The 19,345-nt window shown below is 71.3% G+C and carries 6 protein-coding genes and 1 other annotated feature; of the genes, 5 read left to right on the top strand and 1 reads right to left on the bottom strand.

From position 1 onward, the window contains the following. Positions 1–112: 112 nt before the first annotated feature. The 4 genes from ACSQ4M_RS19520 to ACSQ4M_RS19535 all read left to right on the top strand — a co-directional run bounded on the left by ACSQ4M_RS19520 (position 113) and on the right by ACSQ4M_RS19535 (position 16,881). Complete coding sequence (locus ACSQ4M_RS19520) at positions 113–13,708, top strand: filamentous haemagglutinin family protein (protein ID WP_436191082.1); 13,596 nt, start codon at positions 113–115, stop codon at positions 13,706–13,708. Between the two features lie 374 nt (positions 13,709–14,082). Then, positions 14,083–14,562, top strand: a complete 480-nt coding sequence (locus ACSQ4M_RS19525; protein ID WP_436191083.1) for a hypothetical protein — start codon at positions 14,083–14,085, stop codon at positions 14,560–14,562. Positions 14,563–15,222: 660 nt separating this feature from the next. Further along, a complete protein-coding gene (locus tag ACSQ4M_RS19530; RefSeq protein WP_436191084.1) occupies positions 15,223–15,729 on the top strand; it encodes an HNH endonuclease signature motif containing protein in 507 nt (168 codons plus the stop codon). Continuing rightward, a protein-coding gene (locus ACSQ4M_RS19535) for an IS3 family transposase (RefSeq protein WP_157086564.1) occupies positions 15,656–16,881 on the top strand; the annotation gives its coding sequence in 2 pieces (ribosomal slippage) (positions 15,656–15,944 and positions 15,944–16,881; 1,227 coding nt in all). Before ACSQ4M_RS19530 ends, ACSQ4M_RS19535 begins: the two co-directional genes overlap by 74 nt. After that, positions 15,934–16,050 (top strand) — a sequence feature (AL1L pseudoknot). (Overlaps the previous gene by 117 nt.) Before the next feature lie 241 nt (positions 16,882–17,122). Here the strand turns inward: ACSQ4M_RS19535 and ACSQ4M_RS19540 are convergent. Next, a complete protein-coding gene (locus ACSQ4M_RS19540; RefSeq protein ID WP_436191085.1) occupies positions 17,123–17,455 on the bottom strand; it encodes a hypothetical protein in 333 nt (110 codons plus the stop codon). Between the two features lie 221 nt (positions 17,456–17,676). Here ACSQ4M_RS19540 and ACSQ4M_RS19545 point away from each other — a divergent pair, with 221 nt between their 5' ends. Next, positions 17,677–19,311: a ShlB/FhaC/HecB family hemolysin secretion/activation protein gene (locus ACSQ4M_RS19545; protein WP_436191086.1), complete on the top strand. Its 1,635-nt coding sequence runs from the start codon at positions 17,677–17,679 to the stop codon at positions 19,309–19,311. Positions 19,312–19,345 lie beyond the last annotated feature (34 nt).

The following is a 19,345-nucleotide window of genomic DNA, read 5'->3' on the forward strand; positions in this document are numbered from 1 at the left end:
GGTTTTGCGCCAGGCCGTTCGTTGAAGTGCTGACAAGGCTCCGATGCCGTGCCGCCACGCAGGCGCAGGCCGCGGAGACCCAGCCCAGTTTCAACCATTGATGGACAGCCCCATGACAGCTCGCGCGCGCACCCTTCGACGTCCTCCATCCCCGGTCGCGCGCAGGCGCCGGTTCCGCCTCGCGCCGCTGGCACGCGCGGTCGGCATCGCGCTGGCGGCCGGCGGCCTGATGGGCCCGGCGCAGGCGCAGAAGGTCTTCAGCTCCTCGTGGTTCGCCGCCAAGGGCGCGGCCCAGGGCCAGACCGCCACGCCGGGCGCGCAGCCGGGTGGTCCGGTGCTGGCGCAGCCGGGGGTGCCGGACCGCCAGTCGCAGGCCGCGCGCGACAAGCTGCAGACCTCCATCGCCAACCTGGGCCAGGCCGCCCAGGCCATTGCCGCACGGCAGTCGGCGCAGGCCACGGCGCGGGCGGCCGCGCAGGCCGCTGCCGGCACGGTGGCCGACGGCCTGGCCGAGGGCGGCCTGAAGGTCGACACCAACAGCCTCACGGCCGGCTGGATCGGCGCCAAGGGCCCCACGCAGAGCGTGGCCGATGGCCGCACCACGGTGCGCATCGAGCAGACCGACAGCCGCGCCATCCTGAACTGGGAGACCTTCAACGTCGGCCGCCAGACCACCGTCAAGTTCGAGCAGCAGGCCGGCGATGCCGTGCTCAACCGCGTCAACGACCCGCAGGCACGGCCCTCGCAGATCCAGGGCAAGATCGAGGCGGCCGGCACCGTCATGGTGGTCAACCGCAACGGCATCGTGTTCGACGGCAGCAGCCAGGTGAACACGCGCAACCTGGCCGCCGCCGCCGTCGGCCTCAGCGACGCGCAGTTCAACAAGGGCCTGTACGGCGACGCCCAGGGGCAGGGCCGCATCCCCACCTTCGCCAACGACCTGTCCACCACCGCCACCGGCTTCAGCCATGGCGCGTCCGAGGGCCAGGTCGTCGTCAAGGAGGGCGCCAAGCTGCAGACCCACGCCCCCGCCAGCGTGACCGAAGGCGGCGGCTACGTGATGCTGCTGGGCGGCCAGGTGCACAACGCCGGCGAGATCGCCACGCCCAACGGCCAGGCCGTGCTGGCGGCCGGCGACGCCTTCACCATCCGCAAGGGCATGGGCACCGAAGAGAACACCGCCTCCACCACGCGCGGCAACATCGTCGGCACGCTGCGCGTGCAGGACAGCGACGCCGGCCTGGTGCGCAACACCGGCCTGGTGCAGGCCAGCACCGGCGACATCACGCTGGCCGGCCACGACGTGCGCCAGGCCGGCGTGCTGCAGGCCACCACCAGCGTGCACACGCGCGGCACCGTGCACCTGCAGGCCAGCGGCGCGGACGCCCGCGTCACGCTGGAGGGCGGCAGCACCACCGCCATCGTGCTGGACGCCAGCGCCTCCACCGCACTGGACGTGCAGCGCGAGACCCTGGTCCAGGACAGCGACAAGGCCGACGCCGGCACCTACCACCGGCGCGACCAGTCGCTGGTGCAGATCACGAGCGCGGGCGACGTCGACTTCACGGGCAACAGCCTGACGCTGGCCACCAGCGGCCAGGTGCTCGTGGACGCCGCCGGCACCAGCACCGTGCACGCCGGTGCACGCATCGATGTGGCCGGCTACGTCGGCGTGAAGATCGCGATGGACGCCAACAACGTGCTGGTCAACGTGCAGGGCTTCGAGCAGCGCGACGCGCCCGTCAACCGCGACGGCGACCAGCTGCGCAACAACAACATCTGGCTGGACCGGCGCGACCTGGTGCTGGTGCCGGCCGGCACCAACGGCGCGGAGACCGACCGCTGGTACACCGCGGGCGGCCTGCTCGAGGTCGGCGGCTACCTGGGCATCACCGGCCACGGCATCGGCGAATGGTCGGCGCAGGGCGGCACCGTGCAGTTCAGCGGCGCGAACCTGGTCACGCGCCAGGGCTCGTCCATCAATCTGTCCGGCGGCACGCTGGATGTGCAGACCGGGCAGATCTACCAGACCTGGCTCAAGGGCGTGGATGGCCAGCTCTACAACGCCTCCAGCGCGCCGGGCGACCTGCTCTACACCGGGCTGTACCAGGGCTTCGCGTCGGCCCATGCGCGCTGGGGCAGCGCCGCGACCGAGCACTTCCGCAACCCCTTGATCGCCGCGCCGCAGCGGCTGGAGAACGGCTACACCGTGGGCCGCGACGGCGGGCGCATGGTGGTGGCCACCCGGGCCGCCACGCTGCAGGGCGACATCGAGACCGCCAGCTTCCAGGGCGAGCGCCAGACCGGCGTGCGCGAGGCCGGGCTGGACGGCTACCGCCAGGCCCAGACCGCCGCGGCGCGCAATGGCGAACTCGTGATCGGCAGCTACACGCCGGTCTACGACGCCACCACGCGCGACCTGCGCTACACCCCCGGTGCGGTGGCCGAGCAGATCACCATCGGCGCGGCCGGCAGCGTGCCCACAACGCCGCAGCAGGACGACGGTACCGCCGGGCCCAGCCGCATCGCGCTGGATGCACAGTGGCTGGGCGGCCTGGAACTCGGCGCGCTGCGCGCCTATGCCACCGGCAGCGTGGCGGTGGACCAGGCATTGACCGTGGCGCCGGGCGGCGAGATCGCGCTGCACGCCACGCAGGTGGACGTGCGCGCCGACCTCACGGCGCGCGGCGGCCGCATCGCGCTGGGCGACGTGGTCGAGCGCTACATCTCCGCCAGCCAGGGCTGGGGCCAGAACACGCTGGTGGCGACGCCGCTGGCCGACGTTGTGGCCGGCACCCAGGTCGGCGCCGGCGTCACGCTGGATGCGCGCGGCCTCTGGAACAACCTGCAGACCGACGCCACCGCCATCGGCGGCCTGCCCTACATCGACGGCGGCAGCATCGCGCTGCGCAGCAGCGGCGACGTGGCGGTCGGCGCGGGCGCGTTGCTGGACACCTCCTCCGGCGCGACCCTGCGCGCCGACGACAGCCTGGCCGGCGGCAAGGGCGGCAACATCACGCTGGTCGCCGATGCCTACCCGCAGCAAGGCCATGGCGCCGGCCGCCTGCAGCTGGACGGCGAACTGCGCGGCCACGGCGTCAAGGGCGGCGGCACGCTGCACCTGCAGACCGGCAATGCGGTCGTGCTCGGCGGCCAGGTGGCCGGCAGCGACGGCACGCTGGCCGCCGGCCAGGCCTCGCTGGTCGACCTCGTCACCGACGCGCCGTTCACCATCGCCGCCGGCGCCGTGCTGCCGGTGGACTACCACTTCACCCGCACCCATGCCGCCGCCGGCGAGGTGCTGGGCGGGGTGCCGCAGGTCGTCATCGGCGACCCGTCCAGCTGGATCACGGTGGGTGCGGCCTGGACGCCGCCCAAGCCGACCGACCAGAACCAGAGCTACGTCCTGGTGCTGTCCAGCGGCCAGTGGCTCACCGTCAACGGCTACAGCTGGACCACGCCGCCGACCGTGCCCGCCGGCAGCGTGATCACCAACATCATGTCGCCGGGCAACTTCCCGGCCGGCTATGTGGTGGGTGCGGATGTGTTCCCGAGCGGCATGCCCATCGTGCCGACGGCGGGTGTGCAGAAGGCCGGCACGGTCGCGGCCGCCGACCTCACCTATGCGGCCGGCAGCCGCATCGTCGCCGGATCGCGCCTGCCGCAAGCGGTGGCCGTCACGCCCGTGCTGCACCTGGACGCTGCGCAGTTCCAGCAGGGCTTCGCGCGCTACGAGGTGGTCGGCGGTGGCGGCCTGGCCGTGGCCGACGGTGCCAACCTGCAGGTGGCCATGCCGGTGCTGCAGGCCGAGCCCGCTTTGTTGCGCGGCCTGGCCACCGGGGCCGATCCGATGGCGGTCCTGGCGCCGCAGCTGGCGCCCTTGTTCACCGAGGACGCGGCCGCCGGCCGGCTCACCCAACGCGGCGGCGCCGACCTGCTGCTGAGCACCGCGTCCAACCGCAACCTGGTCGCGGGCACCGGGCCCACGCTGTCCGTGGCCGAGACCGCGCGCGTGCAGGTCGATCCGGGCCGCGCGATCACGGTGCGCGGCAGCGGCCAGACCAACATCGACGGCGGCTTGCGTGCCGCCGGTGGCCGCATCGCGATCGGCGGCCTGGGCCAGGACGCCAGCGTCGACGCCGTCAACAGCCAGGGGCACGACGGCTCGGTCTGGATCGGTGAGCGTGCCGTGCTCGACGTCTCCGGCGTGGCGCACACGGCGCTCGATGCGCAGGGCCGGCGCTACGGCCTGGTGCAGGACGGCGGACGCATCGAGATCGGCGGCGCCTACCGCGACCACGCCACCATCGCCGCGGCGATGGACAGCTTCGTCGTCATCCGCCCCGGCGCATTGCTGGATGCCTCGGGCGCGGCGGCCACGCTGGACCTGCCCGGCCTGGGTGCGACGCAGGTCGGCGGCGACGGTGGCCTGGTCCACCTGGCCAGCTTCAACGGCCTGTACCTGGACGGCGAGCTGCGCGCCGCGGCCGGTGCCGCGGGCGCTGCCGGCGGCACGCTGTCGCTGGCGCTGGAAGCGCCCAACTACCCCACGGCCAACGCCAGCGACCGGGTGCGCGTGCTGCGCGATCTGCAACTGGTGCAACAGCAGCAGCCCGAGGCGCTGGCGGCCGACCTGCGGCCCGGCCAGGCCGACCCGGCGCTGGTCTACGGCCATGCCCGCATCGGCGTGGACCGCATCGAGGCCGGCGGCTTCGACAATCTGTCGCTGCTGTCCAACGGCATGCTGACCCTGGGCGCCGGTGTCGACCTGACGCTGGGCCAGAGCCTGCACCTGGCCTCGCGTTCCATCGCCCAGGAGGCAGGCGCCGAAGAGGGCGACCGGGCCCGCCTTGCCGCGCCGCACGTGCGGCTGGCAGGCACCACGCGGATCGGCCGCGACCACCACGTCATGCCGTACCTGGCCGCCACGGCCTGGGGCACGCAGGGCCGGGTCGACGTGCTGGAGAACACGCAGCTGCTGATCGAAGCCGGCGTGCTCGACGTGCTGAACAGGGTGGAGTTCGGCGCCTACGGCCTGGCGCAGACCAGCGACGCCAGCCTGGTGTCGCGCAAGGGCTTCGAGCAGTTGGAGCTGCGCAGCCAGGGCGACCTGCGTTTCCTGCAGCACACCGTCAGCGACCGCACCCAGCTCGTCACCGAGGGCGACCTGGTGCTGGCCGCCAGCCAGATCTACCCCGCCACCGGCGCGCGCGCCGAGGTGATCGCCGGGCGCCACCAGGTGCAGGACCTGTACGGCAACTACGCGGTCGCCTACGACCCCGCGCGCACGCTGCGCGTGGAGCGCATCGGCAGCGGTGCCATGCCGGCCGTGCCGTATTCGGCCTTCGGCGCGCTGTCGCTGTACGCGGCCGACATCGACCAGGGCGGCGTGTTGCGCGCGCCCCTGGGCAGCGTGACGCTGGGCTTCGGTTTGGCCAGCCCGGCCAACGGCCAGGAGCCCAGCCGGATCGTGCTGCGCCCGGGCAGCATCACCTCGGCCAGCGCGGCCGGGCTGGCCATGCCGTACGGCGGCACCGTCGACGGCCTGACCTACAACTACAACGGCCGGGACGCGATGTACCACGGACTGGGCGGGGCGGCTGGCCAGGTCTCGCTGACCGCCGATGCGGTCCAGGTGCAGGCGGGTGCGCAGCTCGACCTGTCCGGCGGCGGCACGCTGACCGGCGCCGGCTTCCTGCCCGGCCGCGGCGGCTCGACCGATGTCCGCTTGAACCCGCTGGTGCAGATGGCGGCCGGCGGCGGCGGTTTCGTGCTGCCGGGCCTGGCCACCAACCCGGTCTATGCCATCGTGCCCGGCGTGCAGCAGGCGGCCGCGCCGGTGGCCGCCGAGAACGGCGCGGGCGACCCGGTGGTCGGCCGGCAGATCACGGTCGGCACCGGCGTGCCCGGCCTGCCGGCCGGCACCTACACGCTGCTGCCGTCCACCTATGCGCTGCTGCCCGGCGCCTTCCGGGTCGAGCTGAACGGCCTGGCGGCCGGTGGCGCCGCCTTCGGCGAGACCACGCAGATGCGCAACGGCTCCTACAGCACGGCCGCCAGCATGGGCATCGCCCGCACCGACATCGCCGACGCGCAGACCCTGCAGGCCGTGCTGACCCCGGCCGACACGATGCGCCGCTATGCGCAGTACAACGAGACCAGCTACGCGCAGTTCGGCCTGGACTGGGCCGCGCGTGAAGGGGTGCCGCGCCCGCAACTCGAACGCGATGCGCGCCAGCTGTCCATCATGGTCAGCGAGCAGCTCGAGGTGGCCCCGGGCGTGGCCAACTTCAAGCCCGCCGAAGGCGGCCGTGGCGGCACCGTGGTACTGGGCGGCCAGCGCATCGAGATCCTGGCCGACGGCGCGGCCGCGACCGAGGGCTTCGACGGCGTGTCGGTCCATGCCGGCACGCTGAACAACCTGGGTGCGGCCGGCATCAGCATCGGCGGCACGCCGGGATCGCAGTTCTCCTCGGACGGCTACACCTCGGCCAAGAACGCCTGGCAGGTCACCCTGGGTTCGGGCAGCGCCGACGAGATCATCGTGCGCTCGGGCGCCACGCTGCAGGCTGCGCAGGTGGTCCTGGTGGTCAGCAACCGCGAGCAGGGGCTGGTCGTGGAGCAGGGCGCCGGCATCAACACGCTGGGCAAGGGCAAGGCGCCCTGGGATTCGGCCGAAGGCTTCGTGCTCGTGCCGGGGGCCACCGCCGTGCTGGCGCTGAGCAACGGCTGGCTGGACATCATGCCCTCGGGCAACGACGAGAGCTGGGGCACGAAGGGCGCGGGCTACCTGCACATCGGCACCTGCGCCGCCGAGGCCAGCTGCAGCGGCGAGACCCGCCTGTATTCCGAAGGCACGATCACGGCGGCGACCAACAAGTCCTTCCTGCTCGACGATGCGGTGCGCTACGGCACGCGCAACCTCACGCTGGCCATGGCCGCGATCAACGTCGGCAGTGCCGGCGCGCTGGCCCAGGCCGGCGCCGAAGGCGTGGTGCCGGCCGGCCTGACGCTGAACCAGGGCGTGCTCGACCGCCTGTTGCGCGGCGACACCAGCACCGGTGCCCCGGCGCTGGAAAACCTGGTGCTGAGCGCCCGCGATGCCGTCAACTTCTACGGCAGCGTGGACCTGTCCACGCTGGACGCCAGCGGCAAGTCCTCGCTCAAGCAGCTGGTGCTGTCCACGCCGGCTTTCTACGGCTACGGCGACAGCAGCGACGTGGCCCGCATCGCCACCGACACCCTGGTCTGGAACGGCGCGATGACGCCGGCCGGCGAGGTCATCGCCGGCGGCGCCGGCACGGGCAGCGGCCGCCTGGTCGTCGATGCGCGCCAGATCGAGTTCGGCTACGGCGACAAGAGCCAGCCCAACACCGTGGCCACGCACGACCGCATGACCCTGGGCTTCGCCACGGTCGACCTGAACGCCAGCGAGCGCATCACGGCCAACCACAAGGGCACGCTGGCGGTGCACCAGTCGCAGGACGGCTGGGACGACGCCGCCCGGGCCTGGCGCTACAGCGGCGGCGACCTGAACATCACGACCCCGCTGCTGACCGGGCGCGCCGGCTCGGTGAACAAGATCAGCGCCGGCGGCAGCATTTCCGTGGCGGGCGTGCAGGGCGCGGCCGCGCCCTTGCCCGGGGCCGCGGCACTGTCCGATGCGCTGGGTGCCGAGTTGGCGCTGGACGCCGGGCGCGGCCTGGCGCTGGACACCGCCGTGCTGCTGCCCAGCGGCAAGCTCACGCTCACGGCGCAGGACGACGTGCAGCTCGCGGCGGGCGCCCAGCTCGACCTGGCCGGCCGCAAGATCGATTTCTTCGACGTGCGCAAGTTCAGCTGGGGCGGTGAGCTGGTGCTGGACAGCCGTGGCGGCAGCGTCGTGCAGCAGGCCGGCGGCCGGATCGACCTGTCGGCCGAGAACAACCGCGCCGGCAGCCTGACGGCGCTGGCGTCGCAGGGCACGGTGGCGCTGGCCGGTGCCATCGCTGGCGGCAGCAGCGGCCAGTTCGATGCCGGCGGCACGCTGGTGCCGTTCGCGGCCGGGTCCGTGGACGTGCGCGCCCAGCAGATCGATGACTTCGCCGGCCTCAACGCGCGGCTGACCGAGGGCCAGGTCTTCGGCGGGCGCAGCTTCCAGCTGAAGCAGGGCGACCTGGTCATCGGCAGCGAGCTGAAGGCGCGCGAGATCAATGTCTCGGTCGACAACGGCAGCCTGACGGTGAACGGCACGGTGGACGCCAGCGGCGCGCAGGCCGGCAGCATCCGGCTGGCCGCCAGCGGCGGCCTGACGCTGGGCGCGGGGGCGGTGCTGGACGCCAGCGCCAGCGTGCTGCGCAAGGACAGCTACGGCCAGCCGATCGAAGCGCCCAACCGCGCCGTGGTCGAGCTCGATTCGGGCCGCGGCCGGCTGACCCTCGGCAGTGGCGCGCGCATGGACCTCGGCGTGGACGGCGCCGACACCGCCTACGGCACCGTGGCGCTGAACGCGCCGCGCCTGGGTGGCGCGCGCGGCAACGACGTGGACATCGACGCCAGCGGCGCCGTGGCCATCACCGGCGCCAAGTCGATCGCCGTCAACGCTTTCCAGCGCTACGACGACGCCGCGCTGGGCACCGACGCCGCCGTGGACGGCCGCAGCTACCAGGTCATCGACCAGGCCTACCTGGACGCCAAGCATGCCGACAGCGCCGCCTTCATCGGCAACGCGCTGGGCAACGGCGCGCTGATGGACGGCAAGCTCGCGGGCCTGCGCGGCTACACCGCGCAGTTCCGGCTGCGCCCCGGCGTGGAAATCGCCAGCAATGCGACGATCAACCCCGACGGCGGCCTGCATGTGGACGGCGACCTCGACCTGTCGGGCCACCGCTATGCCAGCGTCAACCCCGCCAGCCAGCGCAGCACCGGCGTCTACGGCTCGGGCGAGGCCGGCGCGCTGGTGCTGCGCGCGGCCGGCGACTTGGTGCTGTTCGGCAGCATCAGCGACGGCTTCGACACCTCGCGCCTGAACGCGACGGCGGACGACCAGGGCTGGGTGCTGCCCGCCGGGCGCATGCCCTTCGGCGGCGACCTGGTGGTCCCGCACGGCGGCATGGCCACGCTGGACGCCGGCACCACCTTCGCCGCCGGCCGCACGCTGAACTACGCGCTGCCGGTCGCCGGCCTGAACCTGCCGGCCGGCACCGCCTTGCCGGTGGCCATGGCGCTGGCCCAGGCGTTGGAGCTGCCGGCCGGCACCGTGCTGGGCGTCGCCGTGCGCGACAGCCACGGCGCCGTGCTGCATGCGGCCGGCACCGTGCTGCGCGAAGCCGTGGTGCTGGAGGCCGGCACCGAACTGGGCGCGGGCTTCCGGCTGCCGGCCGCCGTGCAGATGGCGGCCACCGCCTGGCCGGCCGGCGTGCCGCTGCCGGTGGCGATGACGCTGTCGGCCCCGGTGCAGCTGGCCAAGGGGGCCATCGTGCCGTCGGAGACCGAGGTGGTGCTGCCCGGCGGCGCCAAGATGGTGAACCTGCGCCCGGCCGACGCCGACGGCAACCAGGGCCGCAACCTGGCCATCGCGCCCATGCTGGCGGCGGGCACGCAGTCCTGGGACCTGCGGCTGGTGGCCGGCGCCGACCTGGGCGCGGCCGACACCCGGCTGACCCTGCCGCATGCGCAGGCGCCTGCCACGCTGCGCCTGGCCGACACCCACTTCGGCATGGGGGCGGACGTCCAGACCGTCTACCAGATCAAGGCCGACGTGGACCCGGGCTTCATCGAGCTGCTCGGCCTGTACGGCGTCACGCTGCAGGCCGGGCAGATGTTGACGCCCGACGTCGTCCAGGTGCTGATCGACAACTTCATCGTGTCGCGCATCGAGGAGCTGGACCTGTTCGGCTTCGGCTCGGTCATCGACCCGGTCAGCAGCACGTTCACGCTGGGACTGGCACGCCAGCAGCTCTACAGCGTGCTGCGCACCGGTACCGGCGACCTGGACCTGGTGGCCGCCGGCAACGTGGACATGCGTTCGCTCTTCGGCGTCTACACCGCCGGCACGGCCTCGGCCTCGCTCGGCCCGGCCTACGACCAGGCGCGTGGCCAGCTGTTCGACGGCACGGTGCTGCGGCCCGCGGGCGCGCACTTCGAGCGCCTGGTCGACGGCGGCGCCGACAGCCTGTACGCGGCCTGGTACCCCGAGGCCGGCGGCAACGTGCTGGTGCGCGCCGGCGGCAACATCACGGGTGACCTGGTCGGCAACAACGACAGCCGCACCGACTTCGGCTACACCTTCAGCAACACGCGCCAGCAGATCGCCAGCGTGGCGGTGGGCAACTGGCTGTGGCGCCAGGGCTCGGGCAGCATCGCCAGCGGCGATGCGGCCGTGCCCACGGCCTGGTGGATCAACTTCGGCACCTACGTCGGCGGCGGGGCCAACGGCGCGCCCGACCCCTACGGCAGCTACCTGTACGGCAACGATCCGTTCCTGGTCGGCTTCACCGGCATCGGCACGCTGGGCGGCGGCAACCTGACGGTGCAGGCCGGCGGCAACGCCGGCATCACCGACCCCCGCGGCCAGCCGAGCACCTGGGGCGGCTCCGTGCACACGCCGCGCAGCCAGGGCCTGCACCTGGCCGTGGCCAGCAGCGGCCGCGTCACGCCGCAGGGCCAGCTGGTGCAGACCGGCGGCGGCGACCTGGATCTGCGCCTGGGCGGTACGCTGAACCCCGACCCCGCGCTGCGCATGGACAGCCACGACCTGAACAGCACCTTCGTCAACCTGCGCGGCGCCATGCAGATCGAAGCCGGTGCCGTGGGCGGTGTGCAACTGCGCTACGGCCTGGGCGACGTGATGGACAGCCGCAGCATCAACCCGTTCGTGGCCGGCCGGGCCTTGTCCACCGGCGGGCCGATCCTGGTGCTGGGCGATGCGGGTGTGCGCATCGACACCCGCGGCGACCTGGTGCTGGGCGGTGTGGCCGACCCCGGCCGCACGGCGCTGCTGAACGGCACGCCGTTCTCCTACGACGGGCAGCACTACGCGGGCAACGGCTGGAGCTGGTTCTCGCTGTGGACGCCGGCCACCGCGATCGACCTGTTCGCCGCCGGCGGCAACCTGACGCCGACCACGGCCTGGAGCGAGGGCAGCGGCCAGGAAGACGTGCGCTGGGCCGGCCCAGGCCGCAACCAGTCCGGCAACGGCGACGGCTACTTCTACCCCTCCATCCTGCGCGCCGTGGCCGCCAACGGCAGCATGTTCTACGGCCAGAGCGCCAGCGCCTTGACGAACTCCTACGGACAGACGCCCTTGCGCTACGGCGACGGCGTGGTGCTGGCGCCGTCGCCGCTGGGCGCGCAGTTCACCCAGGCCACCGGCAAGGGCGAGCTGCAGCTGCTGGCGCACGGCAGCATCCAGGCCAGCGGCTTCATGCTGACGACCTCGACGGCCGACCCGCTGGGCCTGCCCAGCCCGCTGCGCCCCGGCTTCGTCGGCGTCATGGCCGAGACTGGCGGCGGGCGCTTCGGCAATGAGCCGCTGCTGGTCTACGACGCGGCGGACGCGACGCTGGACCAGAACACCTGGATCCACGGCGGCTACCAGAACACGCCCGGTTCCGAAGGCGGCCGTATCAGCACCGCGCCGCTGTTCACCTTCGGCACCGCCGCCACCTCGGACCATGCGGTGCCGGGCCAGGCGCCGGCACGCTACTACGCGCTGCAGGGCGACATCGTCGGCCTGCGCATGGGGCAGGAGGTGCTGCTGGGCTTCCCGGCCGGAGCCGCGGGGTCGCGCTACGAAGCCTCGGGGCCGGTGGCGATCCGCGCCGGCCGCGACATCACCGACTCGGGCACGCCGCTGGGCCAGGAGGACACCATGGCCGGCACCAAGTCGGCCACCGGCAACACCCGCGGCAACCTGGTCGCGCACGCCTTCGCCGACGACATCTCGGTGGTGCAGGCCGGCCGCGACCTGCGCAACAGCAGCTTCTACATCGTCGGCCCCGGCCTGCTGGACATCAGCGCCGGCCGCGACGTCTACCTGGCCGACAACGGCGAGTTCAAGAGCCTGGGGCCCGTGGTGAACGTGAGACCGGGCGACCGCAGCAGCGGCGCCGGCATCTCGGTCTCGGCGGGCATGGGCCCGGGCGGGCGCTGGGACGCCTTTGCCGCGCGCTACCTCGACCCGGCCAACCAGGCCGACCTGGAACTGCCGTTCGCCGACCAGCCGGGCAAGGTGCTGCAGGTGTACAGCGGCGCGCTGACGCAGGCGCAGTGGCTGCGGCGCGAGTTCGGCTACAGCGGCGACGAGGCCGGCGCGCCGGACTTCCTGGCCGCCAAGCAGCGCGAGCTGGATGCCGTGCGCCAGGCCGCGCTGGCCGAGGGCCGCACGGCGGCGAACCGCTCGCTGGCGCGCGAGTACCGGCTGGCCGGCCAGGTGCACCTGGTGAACTGGCTGACGCAGCGCTTCGGCGGGGAGCAGCCCAATGGCCTGGGGCTGAGGTTCGACCCGGCGGCCACCGACGCCCGTGTGTTCTTCGCCGCGCTGCCGCCGGCGCAGCAGCAGGCCTACCTGCGCAACGTGTACTACGCCGAGCTGCGCGCCGCCGGCCGCGAGTACAACGACGCCGATGGCCGGCGCTTCGGCAGCTACCTGCGCGGCCGCGAGGCCATCGCCACGCTGTTCCCCGAGAAGGACGAAGGCGGCAGGAAGATCGCCTACGAAGGCGACCTGACGATGTACAGCAGCGCGCTGTACTTCAACGCCGACATCGTCAACGGCCAGCCGCCCGCGGCGCGCCCGACCGTGGGCCGCGACTACCTGACCAAGGCCCAGTGGCAGGCCCTGGGCAGCCCGATGTACAACGTCTCGTACTACGACGTGCTGGACGCCGGCATCCACACCAGCTTCGGTGGCGACATCAGCATCATGGTGCCGGGCGGGCGCACGCTGGTGGGCATCGACGGCGGCTTCAACCCGGGCCCCGGCTCGGGCGTGATGACGCAGGGCGAGGGCGACATCAGCATCTATGCGCAGGGGGACATCCTGATGGGCCAGAGCCGGATCTTCACGACCTTCGGCGGCAACATCCTGGCCTGGTCGGCGGCCGGCGACATCAACGCCGGTCGCGGCAGCAAGACCACCGTGGTCTACACGCCGCAGCGCCGCGTCTACGACAGCATGGGCAATGTGTCGCTGTCGCCCAGCACGCCCAACACCGGCGCCGGCATCGCCACGCTGAACCCGGTGCCCGAGATCGCGCCGGGCGACATCGACCTGATCGCGCCGCTGGGCACCATCGACGCGGGCGAGGCCGGCATCCGGGTCTCGGGCAACGTGAACCTGGCGGCCATGCAGGTCTTGAACGCCGAGAACATCGCCGTGCAGGGCGAGGCCATCGGCATCCCGGTGGTCGCTGCCGTGAACGTCGCCGCGCTGACCAATGCCAGCGCGGCCGCCACGCAGGCCAGCGCGGCGGCGCAGGAGGTGGTGCAGCGCGAACGCGCCGCGGCGCGCCAGGCGCTGCCTTCGGTGTTCCAGGTGCGCGTGATCGGCTTCGGCGACCAGCCGGCCGGCGGCGCGGCGGCACCGGCGGGCCGGCCGGCGCCGGGGGCGGTGTCGTACGACCGCTCCAGCCCGCTGCAGCTGGTGGCGGTCGGCGCCAGCGTCGATGCCGACCAGGCCAGGCACCTGACGGCGGCCCAGCGCGCGCAGTTGCAGCGCGGGGAGTGAGGTAGGTGGCTCCTGCACGCGGGCCGTGCGGGAGCCAGGCCGCCTTGTGCCATACAGTCTGGGCCCCGCGCACCGTCGCAGCCCAACGCATCCAGGCATGTCAGATCAAGCACTGAACCCGTCGGACCGACAAGTGGGCGCCTGCGCCTGTTTGCTCCACGGGCTGTTGCAACGCCTGGACATGGAGCGCCCTGGGTTTCTGGATGACTTCATCGGCGGTGTTTCCGAGGACCGGTGTCGAGATCGCCGATGAAGCGCTCGGCATGTTGCGCTTGCGCGACCAGCTTCGGTCGTAGCGCGGCTGGTGCCGCGCCGTCGGCGGGCCCCGTTCGACAACGCAAACAGCCACACCGAAGCGGACACCCGACTCCTCCATGCACATTGAAACCATCACCCTGGAACGCGTGTTCGACGTCCAGCGGCGCAAGGCATCGCGCTACGCCGCCCAGCGGACGGACTTTTCCTTCCAGTCCAAGGGTGTCAGGCGGTTCGCCGTCCAGGCTCCCGGCTGGCCCAGCATCGAGTCTGGTGCCACGCTGACCGTGGTGCTGGGTCAGGCAGGGCGCTGGAAGACCCTGGGCGGCTGGATCAACCATGCCACGGGCGAAGTCGTCTTGCCGGAGACGGGGCGTTCCATCTCGGGTGCCCTGCAAAGCTTCGTGCTGGCGATGCTGGCCGTTGCCGGGTGTGTCAGGGCCGGTACACCGCTCGGCCGTGCGGCTTTGGGGGGCGCGGCTGCATTGCTGGTTCTCCTGAGCGTGCGGCTTGTGGCGCAGTGGCGGCGCAAGCGGGCCTTGTCGAAGGCGATTCTTGGGTTGGCGGCGAAGGGTGAAGGGGGGAGGGAGGATGGCTGAGAGCGGCCAGGTGCTGTCGGTCGCCATTGCGCCGCCGCCGTCAGCTTCAGACTGATCGCGTTCGTTCGCGGTTTGGAACTGGGTGGCTGCTCTCGCCAAGAGCAGCAGTCGTCTGAGCCGGCCGGCATGTCTGCGGCCAGGTAGTACTGTGCGGCCGCGTGGGGGACAGGTCTTCGATGACGGCACGCAGGTGCGCAAAATGGGCGCAGCCCAGCCGCTGGACGTAGGCGCCATCCTCCGCAGTTGTTGTTCGCGGCGTCATGTCAGGCCTCAGTTGGGCCCGCCGGCCTACCGGCCTGCGAACTGAGGCGTCAGGAGTTGGCTGCCTCGGTCTTACCATCGCAAGACGCCCGATCGCCCTCTTTAACCGAGCAGTTGCTGGGCCTTCTTGATGGCACAGCTTTGGGATCAGCGGCGCAGGTCGATAGCCCCTTTTTGCGTGGGCGCCACCTGTTGCCACAGCTCTATAAGTGCTAGTCGCTAGTCAGAGACATGTGAGCCTGCACACGGAAATATTGACGTTGTGATTCGACGTCATTCGCAACCCATGAAGCCTTCCTAGGTCGAACCCCACCAAGGTGCTTTGTTACGATTCGCTACCAGCGAACGAGCCTGCGGCAATCCGGTCTTGCGGCTCTGTTATCGCAGCAAGGTCCTCGAATGGCGACGGCAAGAACAGACTACGGCGAGAACGAGCACAGCATCCTGTACGCAGAGACCTCCGGGTGCTGCCCGCTGTGCTCGAAGTCAATTCTTTTTCGCAAGCCGGGCTCAAGCAGGTTGAACAAAGGCTACGAAGTGGCTCACATCTACCCGCTGAATCCGACCCCGTCCCAAGTCACGGCTCTTATTGGCCGCGCCGCTCCTCAAGCTATCAATGCGCTCGAGAACGTCATTGCGCTTTGCCCCTCCTGCCACACGAAGTACGACAAGGACTTCAAGCTGGATGAGATGGACAAGCTTAGAAAAATCAAGGATGGCTTTCTCGTTGAGGCGCGCGCCAACGCAACGGTGGCCGACTACAAGATTCAAGAAGAGGTGTATGAACCGCCCCGTATTTTGAGGAGGCTCCAACTTTTGAGAGGATGGAGCCATGAGGAAGTCAGTGAAGTTTTCGCCCGAGGTACGCGAGCGCGCCGTGCGCATGGTGTTCGAGCACCGCGGTGAGTACGAGTCGCAGTGGGCGGCGGTGGTGTCGATTGCCGGCAAGATCGGCAGCACGCCGCAGACGCTGCTGAACTGGGTGCGCCAACAAGAGCGTGACACGGGCCAGCGCGAGGGCGTGACCACGACGCAGACGCAGCGCATGAAGGAGCTTGAAAGGGAGAACCGCGAGCTGCGCAAGGCCAACGAGATCCTGAAGCTGGCCAGCGCGTTTTTCGCCCAGGCGGAGCTCGACCGCCGGCTGAAGTCGTGAAGGCGTTCATCGACGCGCATCGCGCCGCGCACGGGGTCGAGCCGATCTGCAGGGCACTGCAGGTCGCCCCGTCGGCGTACCGGCGCCATGCGGCCCGCCAGCGCCACCCCGAGCTGCTGTGCGCCCGCGCGAAACGCGATGCGGTGCTGATGCCGCAGATCGAGCGCGTGTGGCAATCGAACCTGCGGGTCTACGGCGCCGACAAGGTCTGGCACCAGTTGCAGCGCGAGGGCGTCACGGTGGCCCGCTGCACCGTGGAACGACTCATGCGCCACATGGGTCTGCGCGGCGTGATGCGTGGCAAGGCCGCACGCACCACGATCAGCGACGCCAAAGCGCCTTGCCCGCTGGACCGGGTCAATCGCCAGTTCAACGCGCAGCGGCCCAACCAGCTTTGGGTGTCGGACTTCACGTACGTGTCCACCTGGCAAGGCTGGCTGTACGTGGCCTTCGTCGTGGACGTGTTTGCGCGGCGCATCGTGGGCTGGCGCACGAGCAGCTCCATGCGGACGGACTTCGTGTTGGGCGCACTGGAGCAGGCGCTGTACGACCGTCGTCCGCAGCGCGAAGATGCCCTTGTGTGCCACTCCGACCGCGGATCGCAGTACGTCAGCATCCGCTACACCGAACGGCTTGCCGAGGCCGGCATCGAGCCCTCCGTGGGCAGCAAGGGCGACTCCTACGACAACGCGCTGGCCGAGACCATCAATGGGCTGTACAAGGCCGAAGTCATCCATCGGCGCAGTGCGTGGAAGACCAAGGAATCGGTAGAGCTGGCGACGCTGCAATGGGTGGCCTGGTTCAACCACCAGCGCCTGCTCGAACCCATCGGGTACGTGCCACCGGCCGAGTTCGAGGCCAACTACTATCGAACTCTTGAGCAGCAGGCCATGTCGGCCTGACTCAAGCCAACGGGCCTCCGCGAATTCCGGGGCGGTTCACCCGATCAATTTCGGCTTTGGGCATATTGCTGACAGCCCACTCGGCAGAGCGCGATCGTCAGCAACCGCTGCACTGCTGCCGCACGAGTTCACGACGCGACGGGTAGTAGAGGGCGCGCAGGGGCCACCCGCTGCACCCCGCCACTTCACCCCAAACACCACCGCACCGTCTAAAAAAATCACCGGCAAGCACCCGCAGCCGTCAAGGCGCCACCGCGGGCCGCTGTGGCAACACCGAGTTGCCGAAGGTGTTGCCCATGCGCGTCTGCGTGGCTGCGCGGTTGAACACCCCGAGCTGGTTGGCGGACCGCTGCACGATGGCCTCGGCGCCCGATGGCGCACGGTCCGCGGCCGCGCGCGGCGCCGCAAGCCGCGGCTGCAGTTTGCGCTGCAGGCAGTCGTAGGCGGGCACGCGTTCGCCGTCGACCTCGACCTCGATGCAGGCCGGCGCATCGGCCGCATCAAGCTGAGCGGCCATGTCGGCCGCATGAACGCCCGCCGCCATCGCCAGCAGCAAGGCGGCGCCCCAGCGCACGGCGCATGGACAGGCAGGTACGTGCATCGGTCTGTTCCCCAGCCACAAAACCGCCATCCTGCCCCGGCTTCATCGCAGCGCGATGACAGTTCCGCGCCGCGCCGCTTCATGAAGATTTGGTGACTTTTTGCGGGTTCCCCCGGGCAGGCTCGTCTAGGAAGCAGAACGTGACACCGGTGCGGCCGGTGTCCTCATTTCCTGTAGGGATCGGAACTCATCACATGCGCAAAGTTTTCAGCAGCAGGCCGCCGGCGCTGGCGCGCGGCATCTGCCTGGCGGTGCTGCAGTGCCTGGGCGCGGGCATGGCGCAGGCACAGGCCGCCGATGCAGCCGGCGAGGCCGCTGCCACGGCCGCAGCGCCCGAGCGCACGGTGGACGTGCTCGAGTACGTGGTGCGCGGCAACAGCGTGCTCGACGTGCGCGCCATCGAACGCGCGGTGACGCCCTTCCTCGGCCCGCGCAAGACGCTCAAGGACCTGGAGGCGGCACGCGAGGCGCTGAACCAGGCCTACCAGGCCGGCGGCTACCAGTCGGTGCACGTGGACCTGCCCGAGCAGCAGGTGACCGAGGGCATCGTCTACCTGCGCGTGAACGAGACGCGCGTGGGGCGTCTGCGCGTGACGGGCGCCGAGTTCACTTCGCCGCGCGACGTGCGCGAGCAGGTGCCGGCGCTGCGCGAAGGCGAGGTGCCGAACTTCAGCCAGGCCCAGGCCCAGTTGAGCGACCTGAACCGCGGCGGCCAGCGCCAGGTGATGCCGCTGGTGCGCCAGGGCGCCGTCCCGGGCACGATGGACGTGGACCTCAAGGTCGAGGACCGCAGCCCCTGGCGCGCCAGCACCAGCCTCAACAACGACAACAGTGCCGACACCAGCAAGCTGCGGCTGACCACCACGCTGGGGCACGACAACCTGTGGCAGCGCGGGCACAGCGCCTCGCTGAGCCTGTTCGTCACGCCGCAGGACCTGGACCAGACCAAGGTGGTCTCGGGCTCCTACACCGCGCCGCTGCGCGGCAGCGCCTGGAGCCTGGAAGCCTCGGGCTATGTGTCCGACAGCGATGTCTCCACCACCGGCGGCACCGCTGTGCTCAGCAAGGGCTATGCGGTCGGCCTGAAAACCGTCTACACCGTGCCGGCCAGCGATGCCTGGTGGCACAGCTTCAGCGTGGGCATCGACCTCAAGAACAACAAGGAGTCGCTCACGCTGGGCACCGGCGGCGACCAGGTGCCGCTCAAGTACGCGCCGATCACGCTGGCCTATTCCGGCTACTACCAGGGCGAGCGCACGCAGTACGGGCTGGGCCTGTCGCTGGTCTACGGCACGCGCTCGTTCTTCGGCTGGGGCAGCAACTGGGCGGCCTTCGACTACAAGCGCTACAAGGCCACGCCGGGCTTCATGCTGGCCAAGGCGGACTGGAGCGGCAGCCGCGCGCTCGAGGGCGGCGCGCAGCTGGGCTTTCGCCTGAGCGGGCAGATGACCGATTCGCCGCTGGTCTCGGGCGAGCAGCTGGCCGCGGGCGGCATGAACTCGGTGCGCGGCTACCTGGCGGCCGAGAGCGTGGGCGACGTGGGCCTGGTCGGCGCGCTGGAGTGGCGCACGCCGCCGCTCGCTCTGCCCGCCGCCGCGCTGGAGAACGCGCGCCTGTATGTCTTTTCCGATTTCGGCCACCTGCGCCTGCGCGATCCGCTGCCCGAGCAGGAGGACCGCTTCACGCAGCTGGCCGTCGGCGCCGGTGCCAGCTTCCAGCTGGGCCGCCATGTCAGCGGCCGGTTCGACCTGGGCTACCCGCTGCGCAAGGGCGCACGCACCGAACGGCACGACCCGCGCGTGACCTTCAGCCTGCAGGCCAGCTACTGATTCCATCCCCGCTTACCGCATCCGTACCCACTTC

The organism is Pseudorhodoferax sp. LjRoot39, from assembly GCF_964253035.1.
In the GTDB taxonomy this organism is placed as follows: domain Bacteria; phylum Pseudomonadota; class Gammaproteobacteria; order Burkholderiales; family Burkholderiaceae_C; genus Pseudorhodoferax.

Coding starts and splice junctions, on each gene's coding strand:
- ACSQ4M_RS19520 (WP_436191082.1), top strand. CDS start 113: ATGACAGCTCGCGCGCGCACCCTTCGACGTCCTCCATCCCCGGTCGCG.
- ACSQ4M_RS19525 (WP_436191083.1), top strand. CDS start 14,083: ATGCACATTGAAACCATCACCCTGGAACGCGTGTTCGACGTCCAGCGG.
- ACSQ4M_RS19530 (WP_436191084.1), top strand. CDS start 15,223: ATGGCGACGGCAAGAACAGACTACGGCGAGAACGAGCACAGCATCCTG.
- ACSQ4M_RS19545 (WP_436191086.1), top strand. CDS start 17,677: ATGCGCAAAGTTTTCAGCAGCAGGCCGCCGGCGCTGGCGCGCGGCATC.